General features: G+C 70.8%; 21 protein-coding genes and 1 pseudogene. 16 read left to right on the top strand and 6 right to left on the bottom strand.

The genetic code is table 11. The features are described 5' to 3' along the window. Positions 1 to 43 precede the first annotated feature (43 nt). The gene (locus tag AB0M59_RS31485) at positions 44 to 1,003 is read left to right on the top strand and encodes an ATP-dependent DNA ligase (RefSeq protein WP_364622368.1); all 960 of its coding nucleotides are present in this window, start codon (positions 44 to 46) and stop codon (positions 1,001 to 1,003) included. Here AB0M59_RS31485 and AB0M59_RS31480 read toward each other — a convergent pair. Further along, positions 1,000 to 1,758 carry a CDP-alcohol phosphatidyltransferase family protein gene (locus AB0M59_RS31480; protein ID WP_364622365.1) on the bottom strand — a complete coding sequence of 253 codons (759 nt, stop codon included), beginning with the start codon at positions 1,756 to 1,758 and terminating at the stop codon, positions 1,000 to 1,002. The two genes, AB0M59_RS31485 and AB0M59_RS31480, sit on opposite strands and share 4 nt — an antisense overlap. 78 nt (positions 1,759 to 1,836) lie before the next feature. On the opposite strand from AB0M59_RS31480, the gene AB0M59_RS31475 reads away from it, so the two are divergent. From AB0M59_RS31475 to ribA, 6 genes are read left to right on the top strand one after another with little or no spacing between them, the layout of a single operon-like run. Continuing rightward, positions 1,837 to 2,799 carry a zinc-binding alcohol dehydrogenase gene (locus AB0M59_RS31475; RefSeq protein WP_364622362.1) on the top strand — a complete coding sequence of 321 codons (963 nt, stop codon included), beginning with the start codon at positions 1,837 to 1,839 and terminating at the stop codon, positions 2,797 to 2,799. 31 nt (positions 2,800 to 2,830) lie between these two features. After that, on the top strand, positions 2,831 to 3,229 hold the full coding sequence (locus AB0M59_RS31470) for a 6-carboxytetrahydropterin synthase (RefSeq protein WP_364622359.1): 399 nt from the start codon (positions 2,831 to 2,833) through the stop codon (positions 3,227 to 3,229). After that, entirely contained in the window at positions 3,226 to 4,293 is a 1,068-nt protein-coding gene (locus AB0M59_RS31465; RefSeq protein ID WP_364622356.1) for a glycosyltransferase family 4 protein, read from the top strand. The genes AB0M59_RS31470 and AB0M59_RS31465 overlap by 4 nt, the downstream gene beginning before the upstream one ends. Next, positions 4,290 to 5,165 (top strand): class I SAM-dependent methyltransferase, encoded by an 876-nt coding sequence (locus AB0M59_RS31460; RefSeq protein ID WP_364622353.1) that lies wholly within the window; start codon positions 4,290 to 4,292, stop codon positions 5,163 to 5,165. The genes AB0M59_RS31465 and AB0M59_RS31460 overlap by 4 nt, the downstream gene beginning before the upstream one ends. Next, a complete protein-coding gene (locus AB0M59_RS31455; protein ID WP_364622350.1) occupies positions 5,162 to 6,181 on the top strand; it encodes a lysylphosphatidylglycerol synthase transmembrane domain-containing protein in 1,020 nt (339 codons plus the stop codon). The genes AB0M59_RS31460 and AB0M59_RS31455 overlap by 4 nt, the downstream gene beginning before the upstream one ends. Beyond that, positions 6,178 to 6,828 carry a GTP cyclohydrolase II gene (gene ribA / locus AB0M59_RS31450; protein WP_364622348.1) on the top strand — a complete coding sequence of 217 codons (651 nt, stop codon included), beginning with the start codon at positions 6,178 to 6,180 and terminating at the stop codon, positions 6,826 to 6,828. The genes AB0M59_RS31455 and ribA overlap by 4 nt, the downstream gene beginning before the upstream one ends. On the opposite strand, the gene AB0M59_RS31445 is transcribed toward ribA, so the two are convergent. Further along, positions 6,817 to 7,515, bottom strand: a complete 699-nt coding sequence (locus tag AB0M59_RS31445; RefSeq protein WP_364622345.1) for a creatininase family protein — start codon at positions 7,513 to 7,515, stop codon at positions 6,817 to 6,819. The two genes, ribA and AB0M59_RS31445, sit on opposite strands and share 12 nt — an antisense overlap. 29 nt (positions 7,516 to 7,544) lie before the next feature. Between AB0M59_RS31445 and AB0M59_RS31440 the strand changes: the two genes are divergently transcribed. From AB0M59_RS31440 to AB0M59_RS31425, 4 genes and pseudogenes are all read left to right on the top strand, one after another. Next, positions 7,545 to 8,345, top strand: coding sequence for an inositol monophosphatase family protein (locus tag AB0M59_RS31440; protein ID WP_364622342.1), 801 nt, complete (start codon positions 7,545 to 7,547; stop codon positions 8,343 to 8,345). A gap of 140 nt (positions 8,346 to 8,485) precedes the next feature. Then, positions 8,486 to 9,973: a protein kinase gene (locus tag AB0M59_RS31435; protein ID WP_364622339.1), complete on the top strand. Its 1,488-nt coding sequence runs from the start codon at positions 8,486 to 8,488 to the stop codon at positions 9,971 to 9,973. 120 nt (positions 9,974 to 10,093) lie between these two features. Continuing rightward, positions 10,094 to 11,152, top strand: a complete 1,059-nt coding sequence (locus AB0M59_RS31430) for a glycosyltransferase (RefSeq protein ID WP_364622538.1) — start codon at positions 10,094 to 10,096, stop codon at positions 11,150 to 11,152. A gap of 34 nt (positions 11,153 to 11,186) precedes the next feature. Further along, a pseudogene (locus AB0M59_RS31425) lies at positions 11,187 to 12,101 on the top strand (RNA polymerase subunit sigma-70); the annotation flags it as partial. A 7-nt stretch (positions 12,102 to 12,108) separates the two neighbouring features. Here the strand turns inward: AB0M59_RS31425 and AB0M59_RS31420 are convergent. From AB0M59_RS31420 to AB0M59_RS31410, 3 genes are all read right to left on the bottom strand, one after another. Further along, the gene (locus AB0M59_RS31420; RefSeq protein ID WP_364622336.1) at positions 12,109 to 13,857 is read right to left on the bottom strand and encodes an ATP-binding protein; all 1,749 of its coding nucleotides are present in this window, start codon (positions 13,855 to 13,857) and stop codon (positions 12,109 to 12,111) included. Positions 13,858 to 14,004: 147 nt separating this feature from the next. Further along, a complete protein-coding gene (locus AB0M59_RS31415; RefSeq protein WP_364622333.1) occupies positions 14,005 to 17,247 on the bottom strand; it encodes a GH92 family glycosyl hydrolase in 3,243 nt (1,080 codons plus the stop codon). A 128-nt stretch (positions 17,248 to 17,375) separates the two neighbouring features. After that, a complete protein-coding gene (locus AB0M59_RS31410; RefSeq protein WP_364622331.1) occupies positions 17,376 to 18,224 on the bottom strand; it encodes a LysR family transcriptional regulator in 849 nt (282 codons plus the stop codon). Positions 18,225 to 18,307: 83 nt separating this feature from the next. On the opposite strand from AB0M59_RS31410, the gene AB0M59_RS31405 reads away from it, so the two are divergent. Both AB0M59_RS31405 and AB0M59_RS31400 read left to right on the top strand, forming a co-directional pair. After that, on the top strand, positions 18,308 to 19,534 hold the full coding sequence (locus tag AB0M59_RS31405; protein ID WP_364622328.1) for an MFS transporter: 1,227 nt from the start codon (positions 18,308 to 18,310) through the stop codon (positions 19,532 to 19,534). Between the two features lie 127 nt (positions 19,535 to 19,661). Next, positions 19,662 to 19,844: a hypothetical protein gene (locus tag AB0M59_RS31400; RefSeq protein ID WP_364622326.1), complete on the top strand. Its 183-nt coding sequence runs from the start codon at positions 19,662 to 19,664 to the stop codon at positions 19,842 to 19,844. A 41-nt stretch (positions 19,845 to 19,885) separates the two neighbouring features. On the opposite strand, the gene AB0M59_RS31395 is transcribed toward AB0M59_RS31400, so the two are convergent. After that, a complete protein-coding gene (locus AB0M59_RS31395; RefSeq protein ID WP_364622324.1) occupies positions 19,886 to 22,777 on the bottom strand; it encodes a tetratricopeptide repeat protein in 2,892 nt (963 codons plus the stop codon). Positions 22,778 to 22,925: 148 nt separating this feature from the next. Here AB0M59_RS31395 and AB0M59_RS31390 point away from each other — a divergent pair, with 148 nt between their 5' ends. Genes AB0M59_RS31390 through AB0M59_RS31380 form a run of 3 tightly spaced genes read left to right on the top strand, consistent with a single transcriptional unit; the run spans position 22,926 to position 24,933 of the window. Next, positions 22,926 to 23,525 (top strand): hypothetical protein, encoded by a 600-nt coding sequence (locus AB0M59_RS31390; protein WP_364622322.1) that lies wholly within the window; start codon positions 22,926 to 22,928, stop codon positions 23,523 to 23,525. 41 nt (positions 23,526 to 23,566) lie between these two features. Then, positions 23,567 to 24,496, top strand: a complete 930-nt coding sequence (locus tag AB0M59_RS31385; protein ID WP_364622319.1) for a hypothetical protein — start codon at positions 23,567 to 23,569, stop codon at positions 24,494 to 24,496. Beyond that, positions 24,493 to 24,933 (top strand): hypothetical protein, encoded by a 441-nt coding sequence (locus AB0M59_RS31380; protein WP_364622316.1) that lies wholly within the window; start codon positions 24,493 to 24,495, stop codon positions 24,931 to 24,933. Before AB0M59_RS31385 ends, AB0M59_RS31380 begins: the two co-directional genes overlap by 4 nt. The last annotated feature ends 31 nt before the right edge of the window (positions 24,934 to 24,964 follow it).

Here is a 24,964-nt window from a genome sequence, read left to right as displayed (position 1 = left end):
GTTGAGAGTTGACCGGGTCGCGCGCGGGCGCGAAGGTGGGCCGATGAGCAGCGACGAGGTGCGCCACGGCGTCAAGCTGAGCAGTCTCGACCAGGAGGTCTTCCCCGGTGCGGGCGTGACCAAGCGGGAGTGGCTCGACTACCTCGAAGCCGTCGCCGACCGGATGCTCCCGGAGCTGCGCGACCGGCTGCTGACGGTGCTGCGGGTGCTGCGCGGGCAGGGCCCGTTCATGCAGAAGAACCTGCCGAAGTACACACCGGACTGGGTCGAGCGGGTCTCCGTGTGGGCCGAAGCGTCCAAACGGGACGTCTCGTACGCGCTGTGCAACGACCTCCGCACGTTGATCTGGTTCGGCAACCAGCGGGCGATCGAATTCCACACGTCGCTCTACCGCGGCGAGCCGGGCAACGGTCCGACGCACCTGATCCTCGACCTGGACCCACCCGCCGACGGGCCGTTTTCCTTGGCCATCGGGGCGGCGACGCTGGTGCGCGAAGCGCTGCGTAAGGACGGGCTCGACGGCGCGGTGAAGACGAGCGGTTCGAAGGGCGTCCACGTCTTCGTGCCGCTGGCGCCGGGCCAGGCGATCGAGGACATCGCGGCGGCGACGCGGGCGGTCGCGGCGCGCGCCGAGCGCATCGACCCGTCGCTCGGGACGACGGAGTTCGTCAAGGACCGCCGCGAGGGCAAGGTGTTCCTGGATTCGACCCGGGCGGGCGGTGCGACGGTGGTGTCGGTGTACAGCCCGCGCAACCGGCCGGACGCGCCGGTGTCGTTCCCGGTCCGGTGGGCCGATCTGGCCGGGGTGAAGCCGGGCGACTTCACGGTGCGGACGGCACCGGAGTTGCTGGGTGACGGCCCGGACGCTTGGACCGAGGAGATGCCCGCGCCGTTCGTGCTGCCGGCGGACCTGGTGGAGGAGGGGCACACCATCCCGATCGCCCGGGTACTGGCGATGCACGAGGGCAAACGCCGAGCCCGGGCGGCCCGCGAGTCGGGTTAAGCCGCCTGGTTGTGACCGCGCCACACCGGACCGTGCGGGCGGCGCAGCGTCGCGCGGGTGAGCTCCACGATCCGGCCCGGCTCCGCCTTCACGCGGTGGCGCGCCAGCCACACCGTGTCACGGCCGAACGACCACACCAGCGACACCAGCGCGGCCACCACCAAAGCGAACGTCACCCCGGACGCGAAGACTCCGGAAACCGCCACGACCAGCACCACACCCTGCACCGCGGCCACGGTCTTCCGGGCCATGCTCGGGTACAGCGGCGCCGTCAACCAGGGCAACGCCCACGAAGCCGCCACGAACGCGTACCGCATCAGGCCGATCACCAGCACCCACAGCCCGAGCGTCCGGGACACCTGGATGCACAGCAGCAGGATCAGGAACGCGTCGACCTCCATGTCGAACCGCGCGCCGAACTCCGACGCCGTGCCCGTGCGGCGGGCGACCTGGCCGTCGAAACCGTCCATCGCCAGGGCCACCGCGACCAGCCCGACCAGCAGCCAGAGCGGGTGGCCGCCGTCGGCGATCAGCTCGGCCGCGCCGCCCACCAGGACCGCCCGGGCGAACGTGATCCAGTCCGCCGGGCCGAACTTGCCGCGGCCGCTCTGCCGCAGGCCCCAGCCCGTCAGCAGCACCAGCGCGAGACCGTAGGCGGCCCCGGTCGTCCAAGCGAGCGGCGAAAGGAAACCGGCCCCGGCGGCGAGCGCCCACACCGGGACCGCCGAGCGTAGGAGAAGTCCGTTCTTGATCATCTTTTACTCCGCGAATCGGCACGGGTGCTCATAAGGTGGCGGCGACACCAGCCTCCGGTCGCCTGCAGAGGAGAACACGTGGAACAGGCTTTCTGGGTTCAAAGGCCCGACGAAGGCGCCCTCCGATCCGTGACACTGCGTGAGCCGGAACACGGCGAAGTCCTCGTCCGCACGCTCTACTCGGGCGTCTCCCGCGGCACCGAAACCCTCGTCTTCCGCGGCGGCGTCCCGGCGAACCAGCACGACGTCATGCGCGCGCCCTTCCAGGAGGGCGAGTTCCCCGGTCCGGTGAAGTACGGCTACCTCAACGTCGGCGTCGTCGAGCAGGGCCCGGACGACCTCAAAGGTCGGACGGTCTTCTGCCTCTTCCCGCACCAGACCGCGTACGTCGTACCCGCGAGCGCCGTGACGCCGGTGCCGGACGCCGTCCCGCCCGGCCGCGCGATCCTCGCCGGCACCGTCGAGACCGCGGTCAACGCCGTCTGGGACGCGAAGCCGAAGCTCGGCGACCGGATCGCGGTGATCGGCGCCGGCATGGTCGGCTGCAGTGTCGCGAAGCTGCTTCAGGGCTTCCCGGCCACCCGCGTGCAGCTGATCGACATCGACCCGGCGCGCGCGGAAATCGCCGAAGCCCTCGGCGTCGACTTCTCGACGCCGGAAGCCGCGAAAACCGACTGTGACCTCGTCGTGCACGCCAGCGCGTCCGAACAAGGCCTCGCCAAGGCGCTGGAGCTACTCGCGCCGGAAGGCACGGTCGTCGAGCTGTCCTGGTACGGCGACCGCCGGGTGAGCGTGCCGCTCGGCGAGAACTTCCATTCGCGCCGGTTGACGATCCGCAGCAGCCAGGTCGGGACGGTCGCGCGGCCCGACCGCGACTACGCCCAGCGGCTCGGCCTCGCCCTCGAACTGCTGGCCGATCCGGCCTTCGAAGCGCTGGTCACCGGCGAATGCATGTTTGAAGATCTTCCAACCGTGTTACCCCGGTTGGCCGCTGATGAACTTTCCGCCCTCTGCCTCCGTGTCATGTATCAGCCGCAGTGACCACGTCCACCCGAACGCATCGGAGGTCTTGGTGTTCAGCATCACCGTCCGTGACCACGTGATGGTCGCCCACAGCTTCCGCGGGGAAATCTTCGGACCCGCGCAACGCCTGCACGGCGCGACCTTCGTGGTGGATGCGACCTTCCGCCGCGCCGACCTCGACGAGGACAACATCGTCGTCGACATCGGCAAGGCCACGGAAGAGCTCGGGGCGGTGCTGAGCGACCTGAACTACCGCAACCTCGACGACGAGCCGGTGTTCAAGGGCATCAACACCTCCACCGAGTTCCTCGCGAAGGTCATCGCCGACCGCCTCGCCGACGCCGTCCACGCCGGACGCCTCGGCGAAGGCGCGCGCGGCCTCGAAGGCATCGCCGTCTCGCTGAAGGAATCGCACGTCGCCTGGGCGAGTTACGAGCGTGCGCTGTGAACCGTCTCTACGTCGTCCTCCCCGGGGACATCGACGACGCGTCGGTCCCGAGTGGCGGCAACACCTACGACCGCCGGCTGTGCGACCGTCTCGTCGAGGCCGGCTTCGACGTCCACGAGATCGCCGTCTCCGGCAGCTGGCCGCGCCCGGACACCGAGGCCCGCTCGGTCCTGGGCCACCTGCTGTCCGCGCTGCCCACCGGGGCCGCGGTACTGCTCGACGGCCTGGTCGCCTGTGGCGTGCCCGAGGTCGTCGTCCCGCAGGCGCGCCGGCTGTCGCTCTCGGTGCTGGTGCACCTGCCGCTGGCCGACGAGACCGGCCTGCCGCCCGCGCTGGCCGCCGAGCTCGACGCCCTCGAGCGCGAGACGCTGCGGGCCGCGAGCTCGGTCGTCGCGACCAGCGAGTGGGCCGCGCGCCGGCTGGTGAGCCACCACGGGCTCGCGCCGCACCGCGTGCACGCCGTGCCGCCCGGCGTCGACCCGGCGCCGCCGGCCATCGGCACCGACGGCATGTCCCGCCTGGTCTGCGTGGCCAACGTGACCCCGCGCAAGGGCCAGGGCGTGCTCGCCCAGGCCCTGGAAACCGTCGCCGACCTGCGCTGGACCTGCGAATGCGTCGGCGGGATCCGGCGTGAGACGAAGTACGTCGAGCGGCTGCGCGAGCACCGGCTCGGCGCCCGCTTCACGCTCACCGGCCCCCGGACCGGCGCGGCGCTGGCCGCGACCTACCACTCCGCCGACCTGCTCGTGCTGCCCTCGCGCGGCGAGACGTTCGGCATGGTCGTCACCGAGGCCCTCGCTCGCGGTGTGCCGGTGCTGACCACCGACGTCGACGCGCTGCCCGACACCGTCGGCGTCGCGCCGGACGGCTCGGTCCCCGGGATGCTCGTGCCGGGTGACGACGTCGAAGCACTCGGCGCCGCCCTGCGCCGCTGGCTGACCGAGCCCGAGCTGCGGACGCGGCTGCGCGCCTCGGCGAAGCTGCGCCGCGAGACCCTGCCCGGCTGGGACGACACCGCGCGCCGGATCGCCGACGTCCTGCAGCGGCAGGAGGCGGCGGCATGAGTGAGCCCGCGAGCGAATCGGTCAGCACTGTGCCCAGCGGCAGCGTAGCCGCGTTCGCCCCGGACTGGCTCTACCTGCGTGAACCCGCCGACGCCGCGGCCCGCGCCACCGGACTCGTCGACACCCTGCGCGAGCACCTGCCGGAAGGCGAACTGGTCATCCGCGACCTCGGCTGCGGCACCGGCTCGCTCGGCCGCTGGCTGGCCGCGCGCCTACCCGGCACCCAGCGCTGGATCCTGCACGACGAGGACGCGGAGCTGCTCACCCACGCCCGCACCGCCCTGCCGGCCACCGCGTTGGACGGCAGCCCCGTCGACGTCGTCACCGAGCAGCGGGACGTCACCGCGTTGCGCGCCGCCGACCTCGCCGGGACGTCGCTGGTCACCGCGTCCGCGCTGCTCGACCTGCTGACCGAAGCCGAGGTCACGGCGCTGGCCAGGGCGATCGTCGAAGCGGGCTGCGCGGCGCTGCTGATGCTCACGGTCACCGGCCGGGTGGAGCTCTCGCCCGCCGACCCGCTCGACGCCGCCCTCTCCGCCGCGTTCAACGCCCACCAGCGCCGGCTCACCGGCGGGCGGCGGCTGCTCGGCCCCACCGCGGTGGACGTCGCGGCGACCGCGTTCGGCCGGCTCGGTGCCACCGTCGTCCGCGCCGAGAGCGCCTGGCGGCTCGGACCCGATCAGGCCGACCTGCAGCGGCAGTGGCTCGCGGGCTGGGTCGGCGCGGCCGTCGAGCAGCTGTGGGAGCTGCGCCCGGCCGCCGACGTCTACCTCCAGCGGCGGCTCGAGATGGCTGAGGCCGGCGAGCTGAACGCGGTGATCCACCACGGCGACCTGCTGGTCCTGCCGCCCAGCCTGGAGGTGGCCGCGTGAAGCGCGCACTGGCCTGGCTGCGGATCCTCGGCGCCTTCGCCATCCTCGGCGTCCTCGTCTGGCAGCTCGGCAGCGACGCCTTCCTCGACGGTCTCGGCCGGATCAGCGCGCCCGGCGTGCTCGCGGCCCTGGTCATCGGCTTCGCGACGACGCTGTTCAGCGCGGGGCGCTGGCAGATCGTCGCCACCCGGCTCGGCCTGCGGCTTTCGCTGCGCACCGCGGTCGCCGACTACTACCGCGCGCTGTTCCTCAACGGCGTGCTGCCCGCGGGCGTCCTCGGCGACGTCCACCGCGCGGTGCAGCACGGCCGAGACTCGGGTGACGTCCCGCGCGGCGTCCGTGCCGTCGTGCTGGAGCGCACCGCCGGCCAGCTCGTGCTGATCGCGTCCGCGGTCACCGTCGTACTCGCGGCGCCGGGCGTCGTGCCCGGAGCGTTCCGCGAGGTCGTGACGGTCACCGGGGTGGTCGTCCTCCTGGCGGCCGTCGCCGCGATCGTCGTCGGCCGGCTGCTCGGCGGACGCTGGATCCACAGCGAGTCGAAGTTCCGGCGCGGCTTCGCCGTCACCCTCGCCGACCTGCGGCTCGGCCTGTTCACCCGCGAGACCTGGCCCGGCGTGGGCTTCCTGTCGGTCGCGACGCTGGCCGGGCACTTGGCGCTGTTCGTCGTCGCCGCCCGCGTCGCCGGCGTGGACGCGCCGGTCGGGCAGCTCGTGCCGCTGATGATCCTCGCGCTGCTCGCGATGGGTCTCCCGCTCAACGTCGGCGGCTTCGGCCCGCGCGAAGGCGTCTGCGCCCTGCTCTTCGGCGCGGCCGGCCTGGGCGCCGCCCAAGGTGTCACCGTCGCCGTCGTCTACGGGGTGCTCACGCTGGTCGCGAGCCTGCCCGGCGCCGGTGTCCTGCTCGTCCGGAGCGTCGCCGGGTTCCGCGTGACCCGCGCTCCGCACACCGGTGTCGTGCCCGCTCCGCGCGCAGCGGCCGGCACCGGGATCGAATCGGAAGTGGGGTTGAAGTCATGACCGCAAGTGAAGTCGTGGGGGACCTGCCGCACCGCGCCGTGGTCGAGCGGGTCGTCGAAACCCGGCTGCCGACCCGGCACGGGACCTTCCGCGCGGTCGGCTACCTCGACCGCACCGGGACCGAGCAGGTCGCGCTGGTCCACGGCGAGATCACCGAGCTCGGCACCCTGACCCGCGTGCACAGCGAATGCCTCACCGGCGACGTCTTCGGCTCGACGCACTGCGAATGCGGCGACCAGCTGGCGGCGGCGCTCGACCGGATCATCGAGGAGGGCTCGGGCGTGCTGGTCTACGTCCAGGGCCACGAAGGCCGCGGGATCGGGCTGCTCGCGAAGCTCAAGGCGATGCGGCTGCAGGACGAGGGCCTCGACACGGTCGACGCGAACGTGGCGCTCGGCCTGCCGGTCGACGCCCGCGACTACCACGCGGCGGCGGGCATCCTGCAGGACCTGGGGGTCCGGTCGGTGCGGCTGCTGTCGAACAACCCGCAGAAGGTCGAACAGCTCACCCGCTACGGAATTCGCATCAGCGAGCAGGTTCCGCTGCTGGTTCCGCCGAATCCGGAAAGCCTGCGCTATCTGCGGACCAAGGCCGAGCGGATGGACCACCTGCTCCCGCACCTGGGCCAGGCGTTCTCAGGCGCCTAGCGCTTCGAGGACGCCGGCGAAGCGCTGGACCAGCGTGTCCAGCACGACGTGCCCCTTCGCGGCGCTGGCCAGCGAAGGACGGCCGACCACCCCCGACTCCGTGTACGCCCGCAGGCCCAGCGTCAGCAGGTGATCCCGGTCGGTGACGTGGTCGGCCGTCTCGTGGCCGGGCCGGACCAGGTGGGGGTGCGCGTGCAGCAGGATCGACGTCTCCAGCTCGCCGGCGTGCATGTCGTCGTCCAGCGACGTCCGGAGACCGGCGGCGGTGTGCGCCGCCTGCCAGTCCGCGACGCCGGGGAACAGCGCCATCGCGCCGGCGGCCTCCTGGACCACATTGGACAGTACGTAGTTGCCGCCGTGCCCGTTGACCAGTACCAGCCGGCGGACCCCCGACGCGCTCAGCGACGCGGCGACGTCGGTGACCACGGCGTGCAGCGTGCGGGCCGAAATGCTCACCGTGCCGGCCCACGCCGCGTGCTCGTGGGAGCACGAAATCGTGATCGGCGGCAGGTGGAGGACGGGGTAGGCGTCGGCGACGGCCTTCGCCAGCGTCGCCGCGATGACCGTGTCGGTCGCCAGGGGGAGGTGCGCGCCGTGCTGCTCGAAGCTGCCGATCGGCAGCACTGCGACCCCCGCACCCCGCTGCTGCTCGTCGGCCGTGGTCGAGAGCGGGAACAGGTCGGTCATCAGCACGTCCCTTCACTAGGTTGGAAGTCATGAGCGAGCATGCCGCACTACTCGACGTCGCGCGCGAAGCCGTGGCGAAGGCGACGGAGATCGTCCGGTCGCGCCCGACTTTTTCCGTTTCCGCGAAAGGTGATCGCGACCTGGTGACCGACGTCGACACGGCGGTCGAGGACGCGCTGCGGGAGTTCCTCACGGCCGAGACGCCGGAGATCGGCGTCCTCGGCGAGGAGCGCGGCCGCAGCGGCGACGGCGGCGGCCGCTGGTGGGCGCTCGACCCGATCGACGGCACCGCGAACTTCGCCCGCGGAATTCCGCTCTGCGGGATTTCCCTGGCCCTGGTGGACGGCGAGCACAGCACGGTCGCGGCGATCGCCCTGCCGTACCTCGGCGTCACGTACACCGCGTCGCGCGGCGAAGGTGCTTTCGCGAACGGAGAGCGCGTCGGCGCGTCCGTCGCGACGGAGATGTCGGACGCCATGATCGCCGTCGGCGACTTCGCGATCGGCCGGCTGGCCGAAGAGAAGAACGCGACGCGCCTGCGGCTGCTGTCGGACCTCGGCGCGCGGGCGCAGAAGATCCGGATGCTCGGCACCGCGGCGATCGACCTCGCCTGGGTGGCGGACGGAAAGCTCGACGCCGCACTGATCCTGTCCAACAACCCGTGGGACACCATGGCCGGCGTGCTGCTCGTGCGCGAGGCCGGCGGGGCCGTCGTGGACCGCGACGGCAGCGAGCACACGGTCGGTTCGTCGTCGACGATCGCCGTCGGTGCCGGGCTGCGCAAGGAGATCGTGGACGCACTTGATCGGGCGTACGGGGTTGTTCGTTAGGATTTGCGGGTACACGGTGGGCAGCGCCACAACGCTCGATTGCGCTGCCCGTCCAAGGTTTTCGGCTACGTTGGTACCGGCCGGCGGATGATCCTGGCATGCTGGCCGGATCTCGTCGGCACACTTTTTGAGAATGGTGGATGCTCGTGGAAAGTCGCCGGATCCGCGATCGGTACCGGCTGCTCGAGCCGATCGGCGGCGGCGCGATGGGCACGGTGTGGCGGGCCCAGGACGAAATGCTCGGCCGCACCGTGGCGATCAAGGAACTCCTGCTGCCGCACGACCACGACGAGCACCGCACCGAAGAGGCGAAGAACCGTGCGATGCGCGAGGCGCGGATCGCGGCCCGGCTGCAGCATTCCCACGCGATCACGGTGTTCGCCGTCCTCGAGGAGGAGGACCGGCCGTGGTTGATCATGGAGTACCTGCCGTCGAAGAGCTTCGCCGTCCAGATCCAGGACGAGCCCGTCTCCGTCGACGACGCGATCCGCGTCGGCGCGCAGATCAGCTCGGCGCTGGCCGGCGCGCACCGCGCCGGGATCGTGCACCGCGACGTGAAGCCGGCCAACATCCTGGTCTCCGACGACGGCACGGCGAAGATCACCGACTTCGGCATCTCCCGCGCGATCGGTGACGTCAAACTCACCGCCACCGGCGAGATCGCCGGCACGCCCGCGTACCTCGCGCCCGAGGTGGCCCGCGGCGAGGACGCGGACTTCGCCGCCGACGTCTTCTCTCTGGGCGCGACGCTGTACGCCGCCGTCGAGGGGAAGCCGCCGTACGGCACGGCGGACAACCCGATCGCCTTGCTCTACAAGGCGTCCAGCGGGGAGATCGAGCCGCCGGAGAAGGCGGAGCGGCTGACCCCGCTGCTGGAGCGGATGCTCGCCACCGACCCGGCCGAGCGGCCGTCGATGGACGAGGTCGAGCGGGAGCTGCGGGCGCTGTTGCCGGACGCGGAGCCGGGGTCGTCGGTGCTCGCCGAGACGATCCCGGAGGCCGAGGTCGCCGCTGTGTCGGCGGTGCCGACCGTCCCGGCCTCCGTCGCCGTGCCGCCGCCGCCCGGTGAGGTCGCCGCCGTGTCGCCGGGTGCGCGCAAGGGCATGATCGCGGTCGGGGCGGGCGCGGCGCTGCTGTGCGTCGCGGTCGTCGTCGCGATCCTGCTGGTCGTGCGGCAGAAGCCTCCGACGGACAACGCGGCCCCGCCGGCCGTGTCGTCGACGCCGCCGGCTTCGGCTTCTGTGACACCTTCGCCGTCGGCGTCACCTTCGCCGTCGCCCTCGCCGACCCCGTCGACCACGGCGCCGCCCACTTCGACGCCGGTTTCGCCGGTGTCCTCGACGACGAACGCCGCGGACGCGCTCTCGGCCTACTACCGGCTGCTGCCCGGCAACCCGGCGGAGGCGTGGAAGCTGCTGACGGACAACTTCAGGGCGTCCCGGCACCAGTCGTACGAGTCGTACAAGAGCTTCTGGGGTCGGTACAAGTCGGTGACCGCGACCAACGTGAAGGAGGCCGGGCCCAGCAAGGTGACCGCGACCGTCCTCTACGACGGCGGCAAGGCCGAGAACGACACCTTCACGATGGTCCAGGTGAACGGCGTTTGGATGATTGACGCCCAAAGCTGAACCGACTCGCCGCCGACCGCGTGTGACAGATGAGGCGTCACCGTTGTCGACCGCGCTGGAGGTAGCCGTGTCCAGTCCCACCGCTCTGCTCCGGCGCTCGCGATGAGGCCCGCCGACCCGATGGTGTTCATCCTCCCGGCCGCGCCGCCGGGGAGCGACACCTACGACAAGCGCATGTGCAAGAACCTGCCCGCCGTCGGGCAGCCGGTGCTGGAGCTGCCGATGGCCGGCGACTGGCCGGAGCCGGACGCGACGTCCAGACGTCGGCTGGCCAGATCCTTGGCCGCGTTGCCGGACCGGACCGTGGTGCTGCTCGACGGCGTGATCGCCTCGGGCGTGCCCGAGATCGTCGTCCCGCACGCGCGCCGGCTGCGGCTGGCCGTGCTGGTGCACCAGGCCCTGGCCGACGAGCCGGGCCTCGACCCGGCGCACGCGGCGGAGCTGGACGCGTGCGAGCGCGAGACGCTGCGGATGGCCGGCATGGTCGTCGCGACCAGCCCGTGGCTCGCCCGGCTGCTGATCGACCGCCACGACCTGGACCCGGGCCGCGTCTACGTCGCCAAGCCCGGCACCGACGCGGCGCCCCTCGCCGCGGGCGCCGACGGCGTGTCCCGGCTGCTGTGCGTCGGCGACGTCACCCGCCGCAACGGCCAAGATCTGCTGGTCCAGGTCCTCGGCGAGGTCGACCACCTCGCGCTGTCGTGCGTCATGGCCGGTTCGCTGGAGGTGGACCGCGGGTACGTCGACGAGCTCGGCTGGTCGATCGAGCGCCTCGGCCTCGGCGGCCGCATCACACTGGCCGGCGACGCGGTCGACCTCAACGCCGCCTACAACGCGGCGGACCTGCTGGTGATCCCGGCCCGCGCGGCGACGTCCGGCATGTTCGTCGCCCAGGCGCTGGCCCGCGGCATCCCGGTACTGGCCACCGAGGTCGGCGGGGTGTACGACGCACTGGGCGTCGACGCGGACGGCGAGATGCCGGGCCTCCTGGTCGAGCCGAACGACCCGTTTTCCCTGGCCGACGCGCTGCACCGCTGGTACGCGGACCCGGAGTTGAGGCGGTCCCTGCGCACGGCGGCGCTGGGGAGGGGCAGCGCGCTGGAGGAGTGGGAGGCCGCCGCCCGGCGGCTCACGCAGGCGCTGTCGAGGCTGGCGTCGGAGCCGCGCATCGTCGCCTGACCGATTCCTTTCGCGGTCCGCGCCGGTCAGCAAGAGTGTGACCGTGGATTTCGAGCCGTACCGGCGTGAGCTGCTGGCCCACTGCTACCGCATGCTCGGCACGCCCGACGAGGCCGAGGACGTCGTCCAGGAGACTTACCTGCGCGCGTGGCGGGCGTACGACCGCTTCGAGGGCCGTGCGTCGGTGCGCTCCTGGCTCTACCGGATCGCGACGAACGCCTGCCTCACGGCGCTGGAGCAGCGGGGACGCCGGCCGCTGCCGTCCGGGCTGGGCGCGCCGGCTTCGGATCCCGACGCCCCGCAGGTCCCGGCCGAGCCGGACGACCACTGGCCGCGGCCGATTCCCGACGCCCTGATCACCGCCGAGGCGGACGACCCGGCGGAGATCGCCGTGGCCCGCGACGGCGTCCGGCTCGCGCTGATCGCCGGGCTGCAGCTGCTCCCGCCGCGGCAGCGCGCGGTGCTGATCCTGCGGGAGGTGCTGGCGTTCCCGGCGGCCGAGGTCGCGGAGATGCTCGGCACGACGGTCGCGGCGGTGAAGAGCACCCTCCAGCGCGCCCGGGCGACCCTCAACGACGCCCCGGAGGTCGACCCGCTCACCGAGCCCGAGCAGCGCGAACTCCTCGACCGCTACATGAGCGCGTTCATGAACTCCGACCTGGCGGCGCTGGAGCAGATCCTCCGCGACGACGCGGTGATCGAACCGGTGCCGTCGCGGTCGTGGTTCGCCGGAAAGCGGACTTGTGTCGCATTCTTGCGACACGTAATGGGCGAGCCGGGCGAATGGCACATGACGCCGACCCGAGCGAACGGCCAGCTCGCGGCGGCGGCCTGGTACCGCGGCGAGCCGTTCGGCCTGGCGGTGCTGACCCTCGGCAAGGGCGGCATCGCGCGGATCACGGTGTTCGGCTTTCCCGACCTGGTCGCCCGCTTCGCCGGCTCGTCTTGATGGCCGTCTATTCGTCGAGTGCGATCTGCCCGGTACGGCGATACCGCGTTGCCGGGTTCCGCACGTTGACTTCGGTCGTCTCCACCACGCCTTCGCTCCGCAGGATGCGCAACCACCTGGCCACCGTCTGGTCGGTCAGGCCGGTCGCCATCGCCAACTCGAGTCTCGACCTCTCGCCGTCGCCGAGAGCGGCCAAGATTTCGCCTCGGCGGTCTGCTCGCTTCCGAGCGGAGCCTGCGGTCACGCCGGAGTCAGGGAGGAGTGCGGGGGAGAGCCGGTATCTCGTCCAGCGTCGGTTGCCACTCTGCACCACCAGTTCGCGTGCGAGCAGATCACGCAGTTCGTGAGTCGCCACGCGGGAGTCGACGCGGGTTTCCGTCCGGTAGGCCTGGTTGTCGAGATGCCCGCCATCGCGCAAGGTCGCGAGTCCGACGCACTGGCTCTCGGAAAGTCCGTGTTCCCCCAGGGAATTGATCCACGCGATCGTCTCGTCCCCCAGCAAGGTGTGGTTGGGGAAGGTGACGGTGAAGGTGCTCACCCGGCTTTTGAACGCGGGCAGGCTCATCCGCGCGGCTCGAAGAGCGTTGATCATGGTCCGGATGCCCGAGCCGCGGTTCTCGCAGATCGCGTGCGAGCCTCCGGGAAGCGGTACGTCCTCGAGGATTCGCAGGAGGCTCGCGTTCCTCGCCGATGAGACGCCCTCCTCGCCGAGCTGTTCCTCGGTCACCGGTCCGAAGAGGCCGCCGGGATTCCGGATGGTCAACCGGTCGGGATACATCTCGACCTGTACCTGGGTGCCGCGCGCGTCCGGTGAGAGGTCGCGGTGCACGAGCGCGTTCACAATGGCCTCTCGGAGGGCCGCTTCGGGGTATTGCCAGATGTCCGCACGGCCCGCTCCGTGCACCACGGACCGCCGCGTCATGTTCTTTCGCACCGCGATGAGGGCGTCGCGGACGATCACCGGTATCGGTCCTTCCGCCACCGTGTTGTCGACGAACCGCTCCCCGGTCGTGAGGTCGGAGCCGTCCGGGGTCGGGTAGTGGACGAAGGTGAGCATCACCTGCGGGAGGTGCTCCTGCGGGTACCGGCCGAGTGCGAGCAGCCCACCGACGCTCACGACGACGGTGCCGTTCGTGTCGTTGACCAAGACTTTGGCCCTGCGCAGGGCCGCGACGTCGTCGAGCTCGTTGAACGCGTACGGACGGCGAGTGCGGAGGCGGGCCAGGAGGGCTTCGACGAGTGCCGGATCCAAGTCGGCGAGCCCGGTACCCGGAACGGGAGCCTCGTCTTCGTGTGGCTGGCCGCGGTTCGCCAGTAAAAGCTGGACTTCGTAACTGGTGAGTTTTCGATCACCGTCGCCGACTCGGACGAAGCTGCCCTGGCTCATTCCGGCGCCCCGGCTGAAGCAGGGCTTGCGGTTCGATGCCAGTTCCGGGACTTCGGCCACGAGGATCCGAGAGCCCTCGAACTCGTGGATGCCGATGTGCGGACGTAGCGAGGGTTCGATCTCCGCAGTGCACATGTCCGCCAGGTCCGAGGACATCTTCGTCGGGTCGGACAAGCCAGTGGTCGCAAAGCCGGCCTGCTCGTCGAGGCCGAGGATCAGCGTGCCGCCCCGCGTGTTGGAGAACGCCACCAGTGATTCGCGGGCCGACCGGGGCAGACCGCCCTCGGCTCGCTTGACCTCGACGTCGGAGACGTCGCTGCCGAGGGCGCGAAGGTTGTCGACGATCTCGGAGAGTTCTTCGTCCTGCATCGTCCGCTCCGTCGCTCCGGCCATCATGTTAGTTGACATGCTAGTTCGCATGCTAATTAACAAGATGCATGGGGTGACGAATGACTACTGACAGTCTCCCTGGCTTGGTGGAGCGGTTCGCCGGGACGGGCCCGGCGAACCGGACCATCAGGCCAGGGTGAGCGCGTAGATCTCGACCCGCGGGTCGTTCGGCAAACTCACCGACTGCACCGTCTTGCCAGCGTCCAAAGCCGCCGAGATCCCGAACAGCCGCACCGGCGGCCCGTCGACCCCGCTGCCCGCCTTGATGCGGTGCGGCATGTCGAGCACGACCGACGAACCCGATCCCGCCCAGTCCGCGAACGTCACGGCGACGTCCGCGCTGGTGCCGTCGGTGTAGTGCGCGGTCAGCGTCGTCGACACCGGCCCGTTGTGCGACGACCCGACGAGCCGCAGCGCGCCGTGCTGACCCGCCGGGAGCAGCAGCGACTGGCCGCGGGCCTCGACGAAGTTCGCCGCCGTCCCCGACGCGTCCGGGGCCGCGTACGTGACGCCGTCCCAGGTCACCGGGCCGGCGGCCGGCAGCAGCGCAGCGTCGTAGCTCCAGCCGCCGCCGTCGAAGTTGCCGTCGGAAGAGGCCTCGACCGTCGCCGTGCCGTCGTGGTTGTAGTCGCGGCCCAGGTCGACCGCGCACTGCGTGCCGGACGAAGCACACGCCGACGGCGTCCGGACCTCGATCGTCGCCGAGCGGGTGACGGTGTTCGCGCCCAGCCCGGACACCTTGACCTGCACCGGGTACGTCCCGGCGGCGGCGCTCGCGGGCACCGTCACCGTGATCGGCACCGTCTTCTGCACCGGCAGCCGTCCCGACCAGATCAGGTCGATCGGCTGGACCTTGGCCTTCCACCCGGACGGCACGGTCGCCGACACGGTCACCGGCTGCAGCACCGGGTTCTGCGCGAGGACGTCCAGGTCGAGGTGCACCTGCTGCGCCGAGCCCGCCGGGATCACGACGGACGACTGCCGCAGCGACGCGTCGACGTGCCGCCGCAGGTCACCGACAGCGTTGTTCACCGAAGGCGGCTCGGAGCCAGTCCCCCACGAAGACGGCTTCGACCCGACCTTGTGGTTCAGGGTCCCGCCGTGCGCGACCGCGGACCAGTCCAGCGATGTCTGCCGGACGTCCCGGCCGTTGAGCGACACGCTCTGGACGTACCGGTTCGTGTCGCTCGCACCCGGCGCGTTCACGGTCAGCGTGCCGCCCTGCGAACGGCCGTACTGTCCGATGCGGACGGTCGCCGACTCGAACTGCGGGCTCGAAAGCGCGAGGAAGTTCGCGCCGCTCATCGTCGGGTACAGCCCGAGCGAGGAGAAGACGTACCAGGCGGACATCGTGCCGAGGTCGTCGTTGCCGGTCATGCCGTCCGGGCCGGTGGTGAACAGCGTCATCGCCGCGCGGACGACGGTTGCGGTCTTCGACGGCGTCCCCACCCAGTTGTACATGTAGGGAGCGAGCAGGTCGGGCTCGTTGTTCGGGTTGTACGTCGCCTTGCCGTAGTAGTCGTACGGGCTGGAGATCCAGTCGTTGCGCGCGGTGCCCGCCGGATCCTTCAAAAGATTGCCGTACGCGAAGAACGAGTCGAGCCGCTTCTCGGTCGTCTTCTTGCCGCCCATCAGCGAGACGAGCCCGGCCGGGTCCTGCGGCACGAGCCACTGGTACTGGTAGGCGCCGCCCTCGTGGAACTGGTGGTCGGCGTCGACCGGGTTGTACGGCGTGAGGAAGGTGCCCTCGGTGGTGCGGGGGCGGAACTGCTGCGTCGAGGAGTCCCAAAGATTCTTGTACCACTGCCCGCGGTCGGCGAACATCCGCGCGTCGGCCTGGTGGTTCAGTCCACGAGCCATCAACGCCAGCGCCGCGTCGGCCGCCGAGTACTCCATGGTGGCGGACGCCGGGTGATCGCAGTCGTTGTCGCCGCCCTTGGCCGCGCAGTCCTTGCCGAGCTCCAGGCCGCTCGGGATGTAACCGCGGTCGTTGTAGAAGTCGACGCCGGACCGGCCGTTGTACGGCGAATCGGCCGGCGGCGTGCTCGTCGCGTTCTTCTTGAGCAGCGCGTACGCCTCTTCTTCATGCCCCGCGAGCAGCCCCTTCGACCACGCCTCGACGAGGAACGGCGTCACCGGGTCGCCGGTCATGATGTTGGTTTCGCTCTCGGCCAGCGCCCACCGCGGCAGCCACCCGCCGTCACGGCCGATGGCGACCACCGACAGCGCGACGTCCCGTGCCACCTGCGGTTCGAGCATTTCGAGGAGCTGGTTCTGCGGGCGATAGGTGTCCCACAGCGAGAAGTTCTGGTACGGCGTGTAACCGCTCGCGGTGTGCACCTTGCCGTCGAAGCCGGTGTACGCGCCGTCGGTGTCGCCGGCCAGGTTCGGGTGCAGCTGCGCGTGGTAGAGCGCGGTGTAGAACGCCGTCTGCCGGTCGGTGGTGCCGCCGGCGATCTTGATCGCGCCGAGCCGGTCGGCCCACTGCTGGTGCAGCGCCGCGCGGGTGGCGTCGAAGTCGTAGCTGTCGTTCGTTTCGGCGGTGAGGTTCTTCCGCGCGCCGTCGAGACCCGTGTACGACAGGCCGACCTTGAGGACGACGTCGTGGTCGGTGGTCGCGTCGAAGCTGGCCCAGGCGCCGTTGCCGCCGGTGCCCGCGGCGTCGCGGCTGCCGTCGGTGCGCGTCGAGCCGCGCCAAGTGCCGTAGGAGCTGAACGGCCGGTCGAAGGTGGCCGTGAAGTAGACGGTGTGCTCGTCGTGGCCGGCGCAGAACCCGCCGGCGCGGACGCGGCCTTCGAGGGTCCGGTCGCCGACGACGTGGATCTCGGAGTCCTTGACCGACTGGTTGGCCTGGCCGGTGTTGAACAGGACGTTCGCCTGGCCGGTCGAGGGGAAGGTGTAGCGCTGCCAGCCGGTGCGCGCGGTCGCCGTCAGTTCGGCGTTGACGCCGTATTTCTGAAGGCCGACGCGGTAGTAGCCGGGCTCGGCGTGCTCGTCGTCGTGGCTGTACGTGGACTTGTAAGCGTCCTTGTCAACGTTGTCGACAGCGCCGGTGGTCGGCATGATCGGCAGCTCGCCCATCACGCCGCAGCCGACGCCGGACAGGTGTGTCTGGCTGAAGCCGTAGATCGCGTTCTGCAGGTAGTCGTAGCCGCCTTGACCGCCGGTGTCCGGGCTGACCTGCACCATTCCGAACGGCGCGCTCGCGCCGGGGAACGTGTTGCCGAAGTTCTGCGTGCCGACGAAGGGGTTGACCAGGCTCACCGGATCCGCCGGGGCGGGCGCGGCCTGTGCCACGGCGGGCGCCAGGCCGACGACCACCACCCCCGCGGCCACCGCGGCGGCCATCCGTCTGCTCTGCGACCACATGGGCGCACCTCCAGGAGATGACAACGTTGTCAGAAGTGGACCTTTGGTCAGGCCCTCGGTTCGGACAGCAGCTTTCCACCTCGATGGGCGTTTGAGAAGACCTCAACCGGCCGGCGGTCTCGAGGTGGTCAAGCCCCGGCGCCTGCGCCGGCGGTGGCGAGCAGTGCGGCGACGCTCGGTTTGCGCTCGTCGCGCCGTCGCCAGGTCATGGTGACGTCGGTCGTCTGCCCGGCCAGGGGGACGGCGACCGCGCCGGGATGGTCGACGATCGCGGGCACGATGCCGCACCCCAGCCCGGCGGCCACGCAGCGCCCGAGGGCGGCGAGGCTGCCGACCTCGGTGTCGACGACGGGTCCGTCGATCCGGTCCAGCATTTCCCGGAAGCCGCAGCCTCTCGGTGTGGCGAGGAATCCGACGCCGCGGAGGTCGTCGGGCCGGATTTCTTCCTTGTCCGCCAACGGATGTCCGGGCGGCACGATGACGACGAGCGGCATCTCGCCGAGTGTCCGGCTGGCGAACGCGGGATCGGCCGGCGGGGTACCGAAGGTGAAGCAAACGTCCATTTCGGACTCTCGGATGCCTCGGTACAGCTCGCCGCGGCCACCTTCCATCACCGAAATCCGGACGCGCGGCCACCTCGTGCGATAAGCGCCGAGGATCGGCGGAACCCAGTGCGTGCACAGGGTTTCGAGCGCCCCGATGGTCAGCTCGCCGTCGGGTTCGCCGCGCTCTTCGTCGACGGCGGCTTTGGCTTCCTCGACGAGTTCGAGCACCTGGTCGGCGTACCCGACGAGCCGCTTCCCGGCGGCGGTGAGCGTCCTGGTGGCGCGGTCGAAGAGCTGCGACCCGAGTTCGGCTTCGAGGGCCTGGATCTGTTCGGTGACACTGGATTGCGCGTAGTGCAGCTCGGCGGCGGCGCGCGTGAAGTTGAGCGTTCGCGCGACGACGCGAAAGGTGCGCAGGTGACGCAGTTCCATGTGGACCCCCATCGGCGTTCCCGATACCCGCCATCGTAACTGCCTGCTTCCACCGATGTCACGGAGAGTCCAGGCTTCTTGGTGTGGCAAGACTCCTCGCCGGCCTGTCGCTCGGCTACTTCCTGGTCATGCTGGACACGACGATCGTGACGGTGGCGCTCCCCGCGTTGTCGCCTTCTTTGTCCGACCAGCAATGGATTTCGAACGGCTACACCCTGACGTTCGCTGCGTTCCTGTTGACGGCGGGCGCCTGCTCGGACCGCTTCGGCGCCCGCCGGGTGTTCTTCACGGGCCTGACGTCGTTCGCTGCGCTGTCCTTGTTGTCGGCTTTCGCTTTCTCGCCGGCGGTCTTGATCGCTCTCCGTGCATTGCTCGGAGTGGCGGGTGCGCTGCTGGTGCCGTCCTCGCTGTCCCTGATCGCTTCGGCTTACCCGTCCGCTGCCGCCCGGGCGAAGGCGATGGGCGTGTGGGCGGCGGTGAGCGGAACGGGCCTGGTGGCGGGCCCGCTTCTGGGCGGCCTCCTGACGCAGGCTTTCGGCTGGCGCGCGATCTTCGTGGTGAACGTCCCGGTGGCTCTGACCGCTTTGGCGCTGTCCCGCTCGGCTCCCGCTACGCCGCCGAAACCGGGCAGGGTCGACCTGATCGGCCAGATCTCAGCGGTCATCGCTTTGTCGACACTGACGTACGCCCTGGTCGAGGCTGACTTGTGGTTACTGCCGCTGTCCGTGGCGGCGGTCGCGGTGTTCGTGGCGTCCCAACGCCGTCCTGGCGCGATGTTGCCGTTTTCCCTGCTCTCCAGAAACCTTTTGGCGGGCGCGATCGTGAATTTCGGCCTGTCGGGCGTATTGTTCGTGTTGTCGCTGTATTTCCAGGAAACGCGGGGCTATTCGCCATCCTCGACGGGCCTGGCATTCCTGCCGTTGACGATCCCGACGGCGTTCAACCCGATCTTCACGGGCCGTCTGGTGGCCCGAATCGGCTCGCGCATCCCGGCGGTGTCGGGTTTCGTGCTGATGTCTACGGGCACGGTCCTTCAGGCATTCGTACCGGGACTTTCGGTGGTGGCGTTGGCACTGCTGGGTTTCGGGGTATCCCTGGCGATTCCCTCGCTGCTGACGGCGGTGGTGGGATCGGCTCCGGCCGAGCTGGCGGGCACAGCGGGCGGAGCGTTGAACGCTTCCCGGCAGACGGGGGCGGTCCTGGGCGTGGCGATCTTGGGCGCCATCCTGAACACGGCTTCGATGACGACGGCACTGTTCGTGGCCGGCGTGGTTCTGCTCGCCGGCGCCTTTCTGTTTCCTGGGAGTTGACTGTTTCCTATTTCGGTAGGCAACAGGAAACGCCTTGTTGACCCATCCCGCGTGACGAATCCTGGTTGCAGGGCCCGGAAATCCTCCGGAATCCCTGAAAAACCACCATTCCCTTGGAGGATTCGTCATGTCCATGCCCAAGAAGCTGGCCAGAATCGGTGGCCCGGTGCTCGCGCTCTGCATCATCGCTGCGGCGCCGCTGATCGGTTCCACCACGGCGTTCGCCGACGGCGACGGCGGCACCCCGCCGCCGGTCACCACCACCACCCCGCCGCCCGCGGGCACCGACGGCAACCCCTGGCACGGTTGACGTGCACCGGGCCGGCCGTGCCCCGGCCGGCCCGGAATGCGTCACCGCAGGCGGCAGTCGCATTCCAACGCGGCGCGTTCGTCCCGCACCGCACCGGCTTCCGGCAAATCGAGCGCGTCGAACCCGGCTTCGGCGGCGGCCCAGTGCGTCCGAGCCTCGGAATGCTGACCCATCGCGTGCAGCGTTTCGGCGACGCCGCGATGCGCACGGGCCTGATAAGCGCGGTTTCCGCTGCCGTCAGCCAAGTCCAAAGCTGCTTTGCACGCCGTCAAAGCGTCCCGCTGCGCACCCCGGGCGAGCGCGGTCGCGCCGCGGTCGAGGTAGAGCTGGATGCGCAGATCGGCGTCCGGCACGTTCGCCGCCACTTCGCGAGCCTTGTCGTGGTACCGCACGGCCTGCGCGAACCGGCCCTGCTGCCGGTGCACGTTGCCGATGTTGTTCAGCGCGTAGGCCTCGACGCAGTGGTCGCCGACCTCGGCGGCGTGCCCGTGCGCCTCCGTGTAACTGGCCAGCGCCTCCGGGAGCAGGCCCAAGTTCTCCTGCACGGAGCCGAGGTTGTTCAGCGCGTGCGCCACACCCTGGACGTGGCCGATCTCGCGCAGCATCCGCGCGGCCGCCGAATGCTGGCCCAGCGCGACGTCGAGGTTGCCGTGCAGCTCGTTGAGGTAGCCGAGCATGCTCAGCGCGTGGGCCTCGCCGCGGCGGTCTTCGGTCTGCTCGTACTTCGCCAGCGCGGCCTCGAGGTGCGCGATCGCCTGCTCGTGCTTCCCCAGCTCCATCGTGGGAATCGCGAGCGCGCACAACGTCGCCGCTTCACCGCGCGGATCGCCGAGGCGGCGCCACTTCGGCAGCGCCTGCGCGGCCAGCTCCAGCGCTTCCGCGAGCTGCCCGCGCCGGTCGTGCGCGGTGGCCAGCCGCAGCAGCACGTGCGCCTGGCCGTAGTCGTTGCCCGGATCGGCCGAGACGGTCTTCCACGCGAGCTCGAGGGTGTCGATCCAGTCCTCGAACTGGTTGGTCGTGTTGAAGTAGCGCCACAGCAGCACAGCCAGCCGCCAGGTGTGCTCGGGCAGGTCGTGCCGGGCGGCGTAGTGGATCGCGGCGACGAGGTTGTCGCGCTCGTCGGCGATCCACCGCAGCGCGGCACGGGCGTCGGCGAACTCCGGGGTCACCGCGCAGGACCGGTCGGACGCGGGCAGCTGCGCCCGGTCGAAGGGGTACGCGGCGCCGACCGCGGCCGCCAGCGTGACGAGGTAGAAGTCGAGCAGCCGCACCAGCGCCTGCGGCGGCGCCGGTTCGACGGCGGCGAACTCCTTGAGCGGGTCCAGCATCTGGTACCGCTCCGGCGCGGCCTCCTCCAGCAAGCTGACCTCGTGCAGGTCGTCGAGCACCAGCCGGGCCTCGGCGACGTCGCAGCCGGCGAGAGCGGCGCCGCCGGCGACGTCGACGTCCGGCCCGGGCAGGCTGCCGAGCAGCCGGAACATGGCGCGCTGCGGTTCGCCGAGCTGCTGGTAGGACACCCGGACGGCGGCGACGCCGTCTTCCTCGCCCCAGGGGCCGTTCTCTTCGAGCAGGTGGAGCAGGTGCTCCAGCGGCCACCGGTCGTGCCGCCGGAACAGCGCGGCCGCCACCCGGATCGGCATCGGCAGGAACCCGCAGCGCTTGACGATCAGCGCCACCTCGGCCGCCCGGCCGCGCACCCGCGGGGCATCGGTCAGCGCGTGGAACAGTTCGGCCGCTTCTTCCGGCGGCAACGGCGAAAGCCGGACCGGCTCGCCGACGTCACCCATCCGCCTGCTGGTGACGACGGCGAGGCACCCGTCGGCCTCGGGCAGCAGCGGCCGGATCTGCTCCGGCGACGCGGCGTTGTCCAGCACGACCAGCGTGCGCGTGCCCCAGAGCGTCGTCTGGTAGAGCGTGACCTTCCGGCCCACGGTGGCCGGGATCTGTTCGGGCGGCACGCCGAGCTCGACCAGCAGCTCGGTGAGCGCGTCGCCGACGCTGGTCTCGGGGACGCCCGGGGTGAAGCCGTTCAGGCGGGCGAGGAGCTGGCCGTCGGGGAAGCGGTCACGCAGCCGGTGCGCCGCTTCGACGGCGAGGCCGGTCTTGCCGACACCCGGCGCGCCGCTGACCCAGACGGCGCGGCGCCCGGCCGCGGCGGCCGTCTCGATGGCGGCGATCTCGTCGGCGCGGCCGGTGAACCCACCGGGTCGCGACGGCAGTGAGCTGGGCGGTTCCCCGTGTTCGGCGCGCGCGGCGAGGTTGCGCAGCACGGGACCCGGCTCCATGCGCAGCTCGGCGAGCGCGTCGCGGGTGCCGGCGAAGACGCGCAGCGCGCCGACCTGGTCACCCCCGGCGAGCAGGGCGCGCATGAGGAGTCCGGCGTGCTTCTGGCTGGCCGGGTCGGACCGGACGAGCGGCCGCAGCCGATCGCGCGCGGAGCGGTGGTCGCCGGTGCCCAGCTCCAGCTCGGCGAGATCGCCGACGGCGTCGGGCAGGCTCTCCTCCGGGAACCCGACCTCGGGCCCGCCGACGCGGTCGATGTCGATGTCCTCGAGGAACCGCCCGCGCCACAGCCCGACGGCCTCCCGCAGCAGTTCGATCTTCCGGCGCGGGTCGTCGGTCCGGCCCGCTTCGGCGCGCAGCCGGTCGAACCGGACGGTGTCGAGCTGGTCCTCGCCGAGCCGCAGGAGGTAGCCGGTGGGGGTGGTCTCGATACCGACACCGATGTCGCGCAGCCGCTTGACGTAGCTGCGCACCAGGGTGGGCTTGGCTTCGCGGTCGGCCCAGACGATCTCGGCGAGCCGGGCGCTCGACACCGGCTTGTTCGCGTTCAGGAGCAACACGACGAGGACGAACCGTTGCTGCTGGTCACCCAGTTGCACCGGTGCGCCGTCGTGCCACGCCTCCAGCGGGCCGAGCATCCGGAACTCCACGCAGCCTCCCCGGCCGTCAGCTTGCTTTCCCCGATTGATGTCGCGCAATCGCCCGTTGGAGTTTCGGTAATCCGCATTTCTTGCACGTTCGATACACACCGGGTTGCGAGACTCCGCCGGTCGAATCAGGGGTGAAGGAGAAACCGGTATGGGGTCCGACGTGTTGCCGTGTTACGTGGCGTGCGACATCTCGCTTTCGATGGCCGACCACATCGACGAGCTGAACAGGGGATTGCGCGAGTTCCGCGGCGCGGTGCACGCCGACACGTCGGTCGCCGACCGGGTGCTGTGCAGCGTGATCGGCTTCGGGGAGGAGCCATCGGCGGTGCACGGGCTGTACCTCGCGGGCGAGGTCGCCGAGCTGCCGCCGCTGGGGCCGTGCGCGGGCACCAACTTCGGACCGGTGTTCACGTTCCTGCGCTCGGCCATCGACATGGACATCCGGCTCTTGGAGACCCACCGGGTGCGGGTGCACCGGCCCTTGGTGTTCTTCCTTTCCGACGGCCAGCCGACGGACCCGGTGACCTGGCCGTCGGCGTTCTCGTCCTTGTGCGATCCGGCTTGGCCGCGCCGCCCCCGGGTCGTGGCGTTCGGAGTAGGCGACGCGGACGAGGAGGCGCTGGGCCGCATCGGCACGTTCCGCACGTACCTGAGCCGCGACGGCGTCCGCCTGGGGACGGCGCTGATCGCCTCGGTGATGCACGTTCTGTCCACTTCCGGTCCACCGCCCGGTCGCACGCTGTCCTGAAGGGGGTGCCGGCCATGGAAACGCACTGAAGGAGAACGACCGTGGAGCGTTCCGAGCTGGTCCAGGAGCTGAAGACGCTGCGCAAGGGCCGAGGCTTGGCGGGCCGCGTCGAGGACCGGGTCGGACCGCGTCTTCGTTCGGCATGCTCAGTCTTGGCCGAGGACGGAATGGTGGCGATCCGCGACAAGGTGGGCGGCCGCCTGTCCGAGCTGGCGGCGGACCTCCCCGAGGATCTGCGGGTGGCGGCGCTGGCGGCCTTCGCGATCTGCGCGGAGGCCCGCCAGCCGCTGTACCAGGAGAGGGTCCGCTGGGCGGCTCATCGTCTGGACCGCGACCCCCGCACGGTCCGCCGGCGCGTGGACGAGGCGATCGACCTGCTGGCGGACCTGGCTTCGACGTCGTCCTCGCCGCCGGCTGTTTCGTCGTCCGACCGCTGGCACACGTCGTCGCTGGCCATCGCTCTCGTGCTCGACGAGCTTCTGGTCCTCGAGCAGCGTCGGATCGTCGCTGACCATGAGGGGCTTCGGTCTCTCGATCTGGCGGTGTCGCTTCCGGCTGGACGCCCCTCGGCCACTGTTCTCTACGGCGGGACTTTGGTGGACCGCGGGATGGAGACGTCCTCCCGGTGGGGATACGGGCTGGAGCTGCCGCGTCCGTTGTCCCGGGGCGAGTCGTTCGACTACGCGGTCGTGTTCCGGCCGCTGTCGCTGCGGCCGTACATGGTTTCAGTGCCGCGGCAGCCGTGCGATGAGTTCGACCTGCGGGTCCGGTTCGGCGCTTCTCGGCCGCCAGAGGTCTGGGCGCTGGAGGGAGCGTTCCAACGGGACGTATCGGACCCGGGTTACCTGGGCCGTCGGGAACAGGTGGATTCATCGGGGGAGGTCCACTTGCGATTCCGCGGCCTCACGCCGGGCTTGGCCTATGGAGCGAGGTGGGAGTCGCAAGACCATCTGGCAGAGTCGCGCGAGTGACCGGGTACGCGCGCGGACATCACCGCGACAAGGACCACTGGGGCGACTTCGGCGGCAATCCCATGACCATCGAGCTCCTGAGCGGTTCCTCGATGTCGACACCGCCCAGCTGTACTGCCCCACCGACTCTGTCAGTGCCTGGCATGGAGAAAGACGCGCTGCTCGTGCGATCGGTAACCGGCGACCCGCACGTGACGGCAGAGGTGCGCCGCCGCTTCCGGCGCCGGCACGCCGCCGCACCGGCGGCCGACACCCGCACGGTGGGCGAGTTGCTGGAGGCAGCGTCGGCCCGGCGCACCGAGCGAGAGGGAGTGGCCACCGCTCGCGCCGCGGCGGAAGCCTTGCTCAGGGACCGGACGCGCGCCGAGGTACGGGAGCTGCGACTCGCGGCACTGGCTGCGGACGAAGAGAGCGCGTGGCGCAAGGTCGCCGCTTGATCGAGAACAAGCGGCCTGCCGACTACGACAA

Origin of the sequence: Amycolatopsis sp. NPDC051371 (genome assembly GCF_040682155.1) — a bacterium.
Classification (GTDB): Bacteria; Actinomycetota; Actinomycetes; order Mycobacteriales; family Pseudonocardiaceae; genus Amycolatopsis.
Note: the sequence above shows the minus strand (reverse complement) of the source record. Positions and strands in the feature narration are given on the sequence as shown.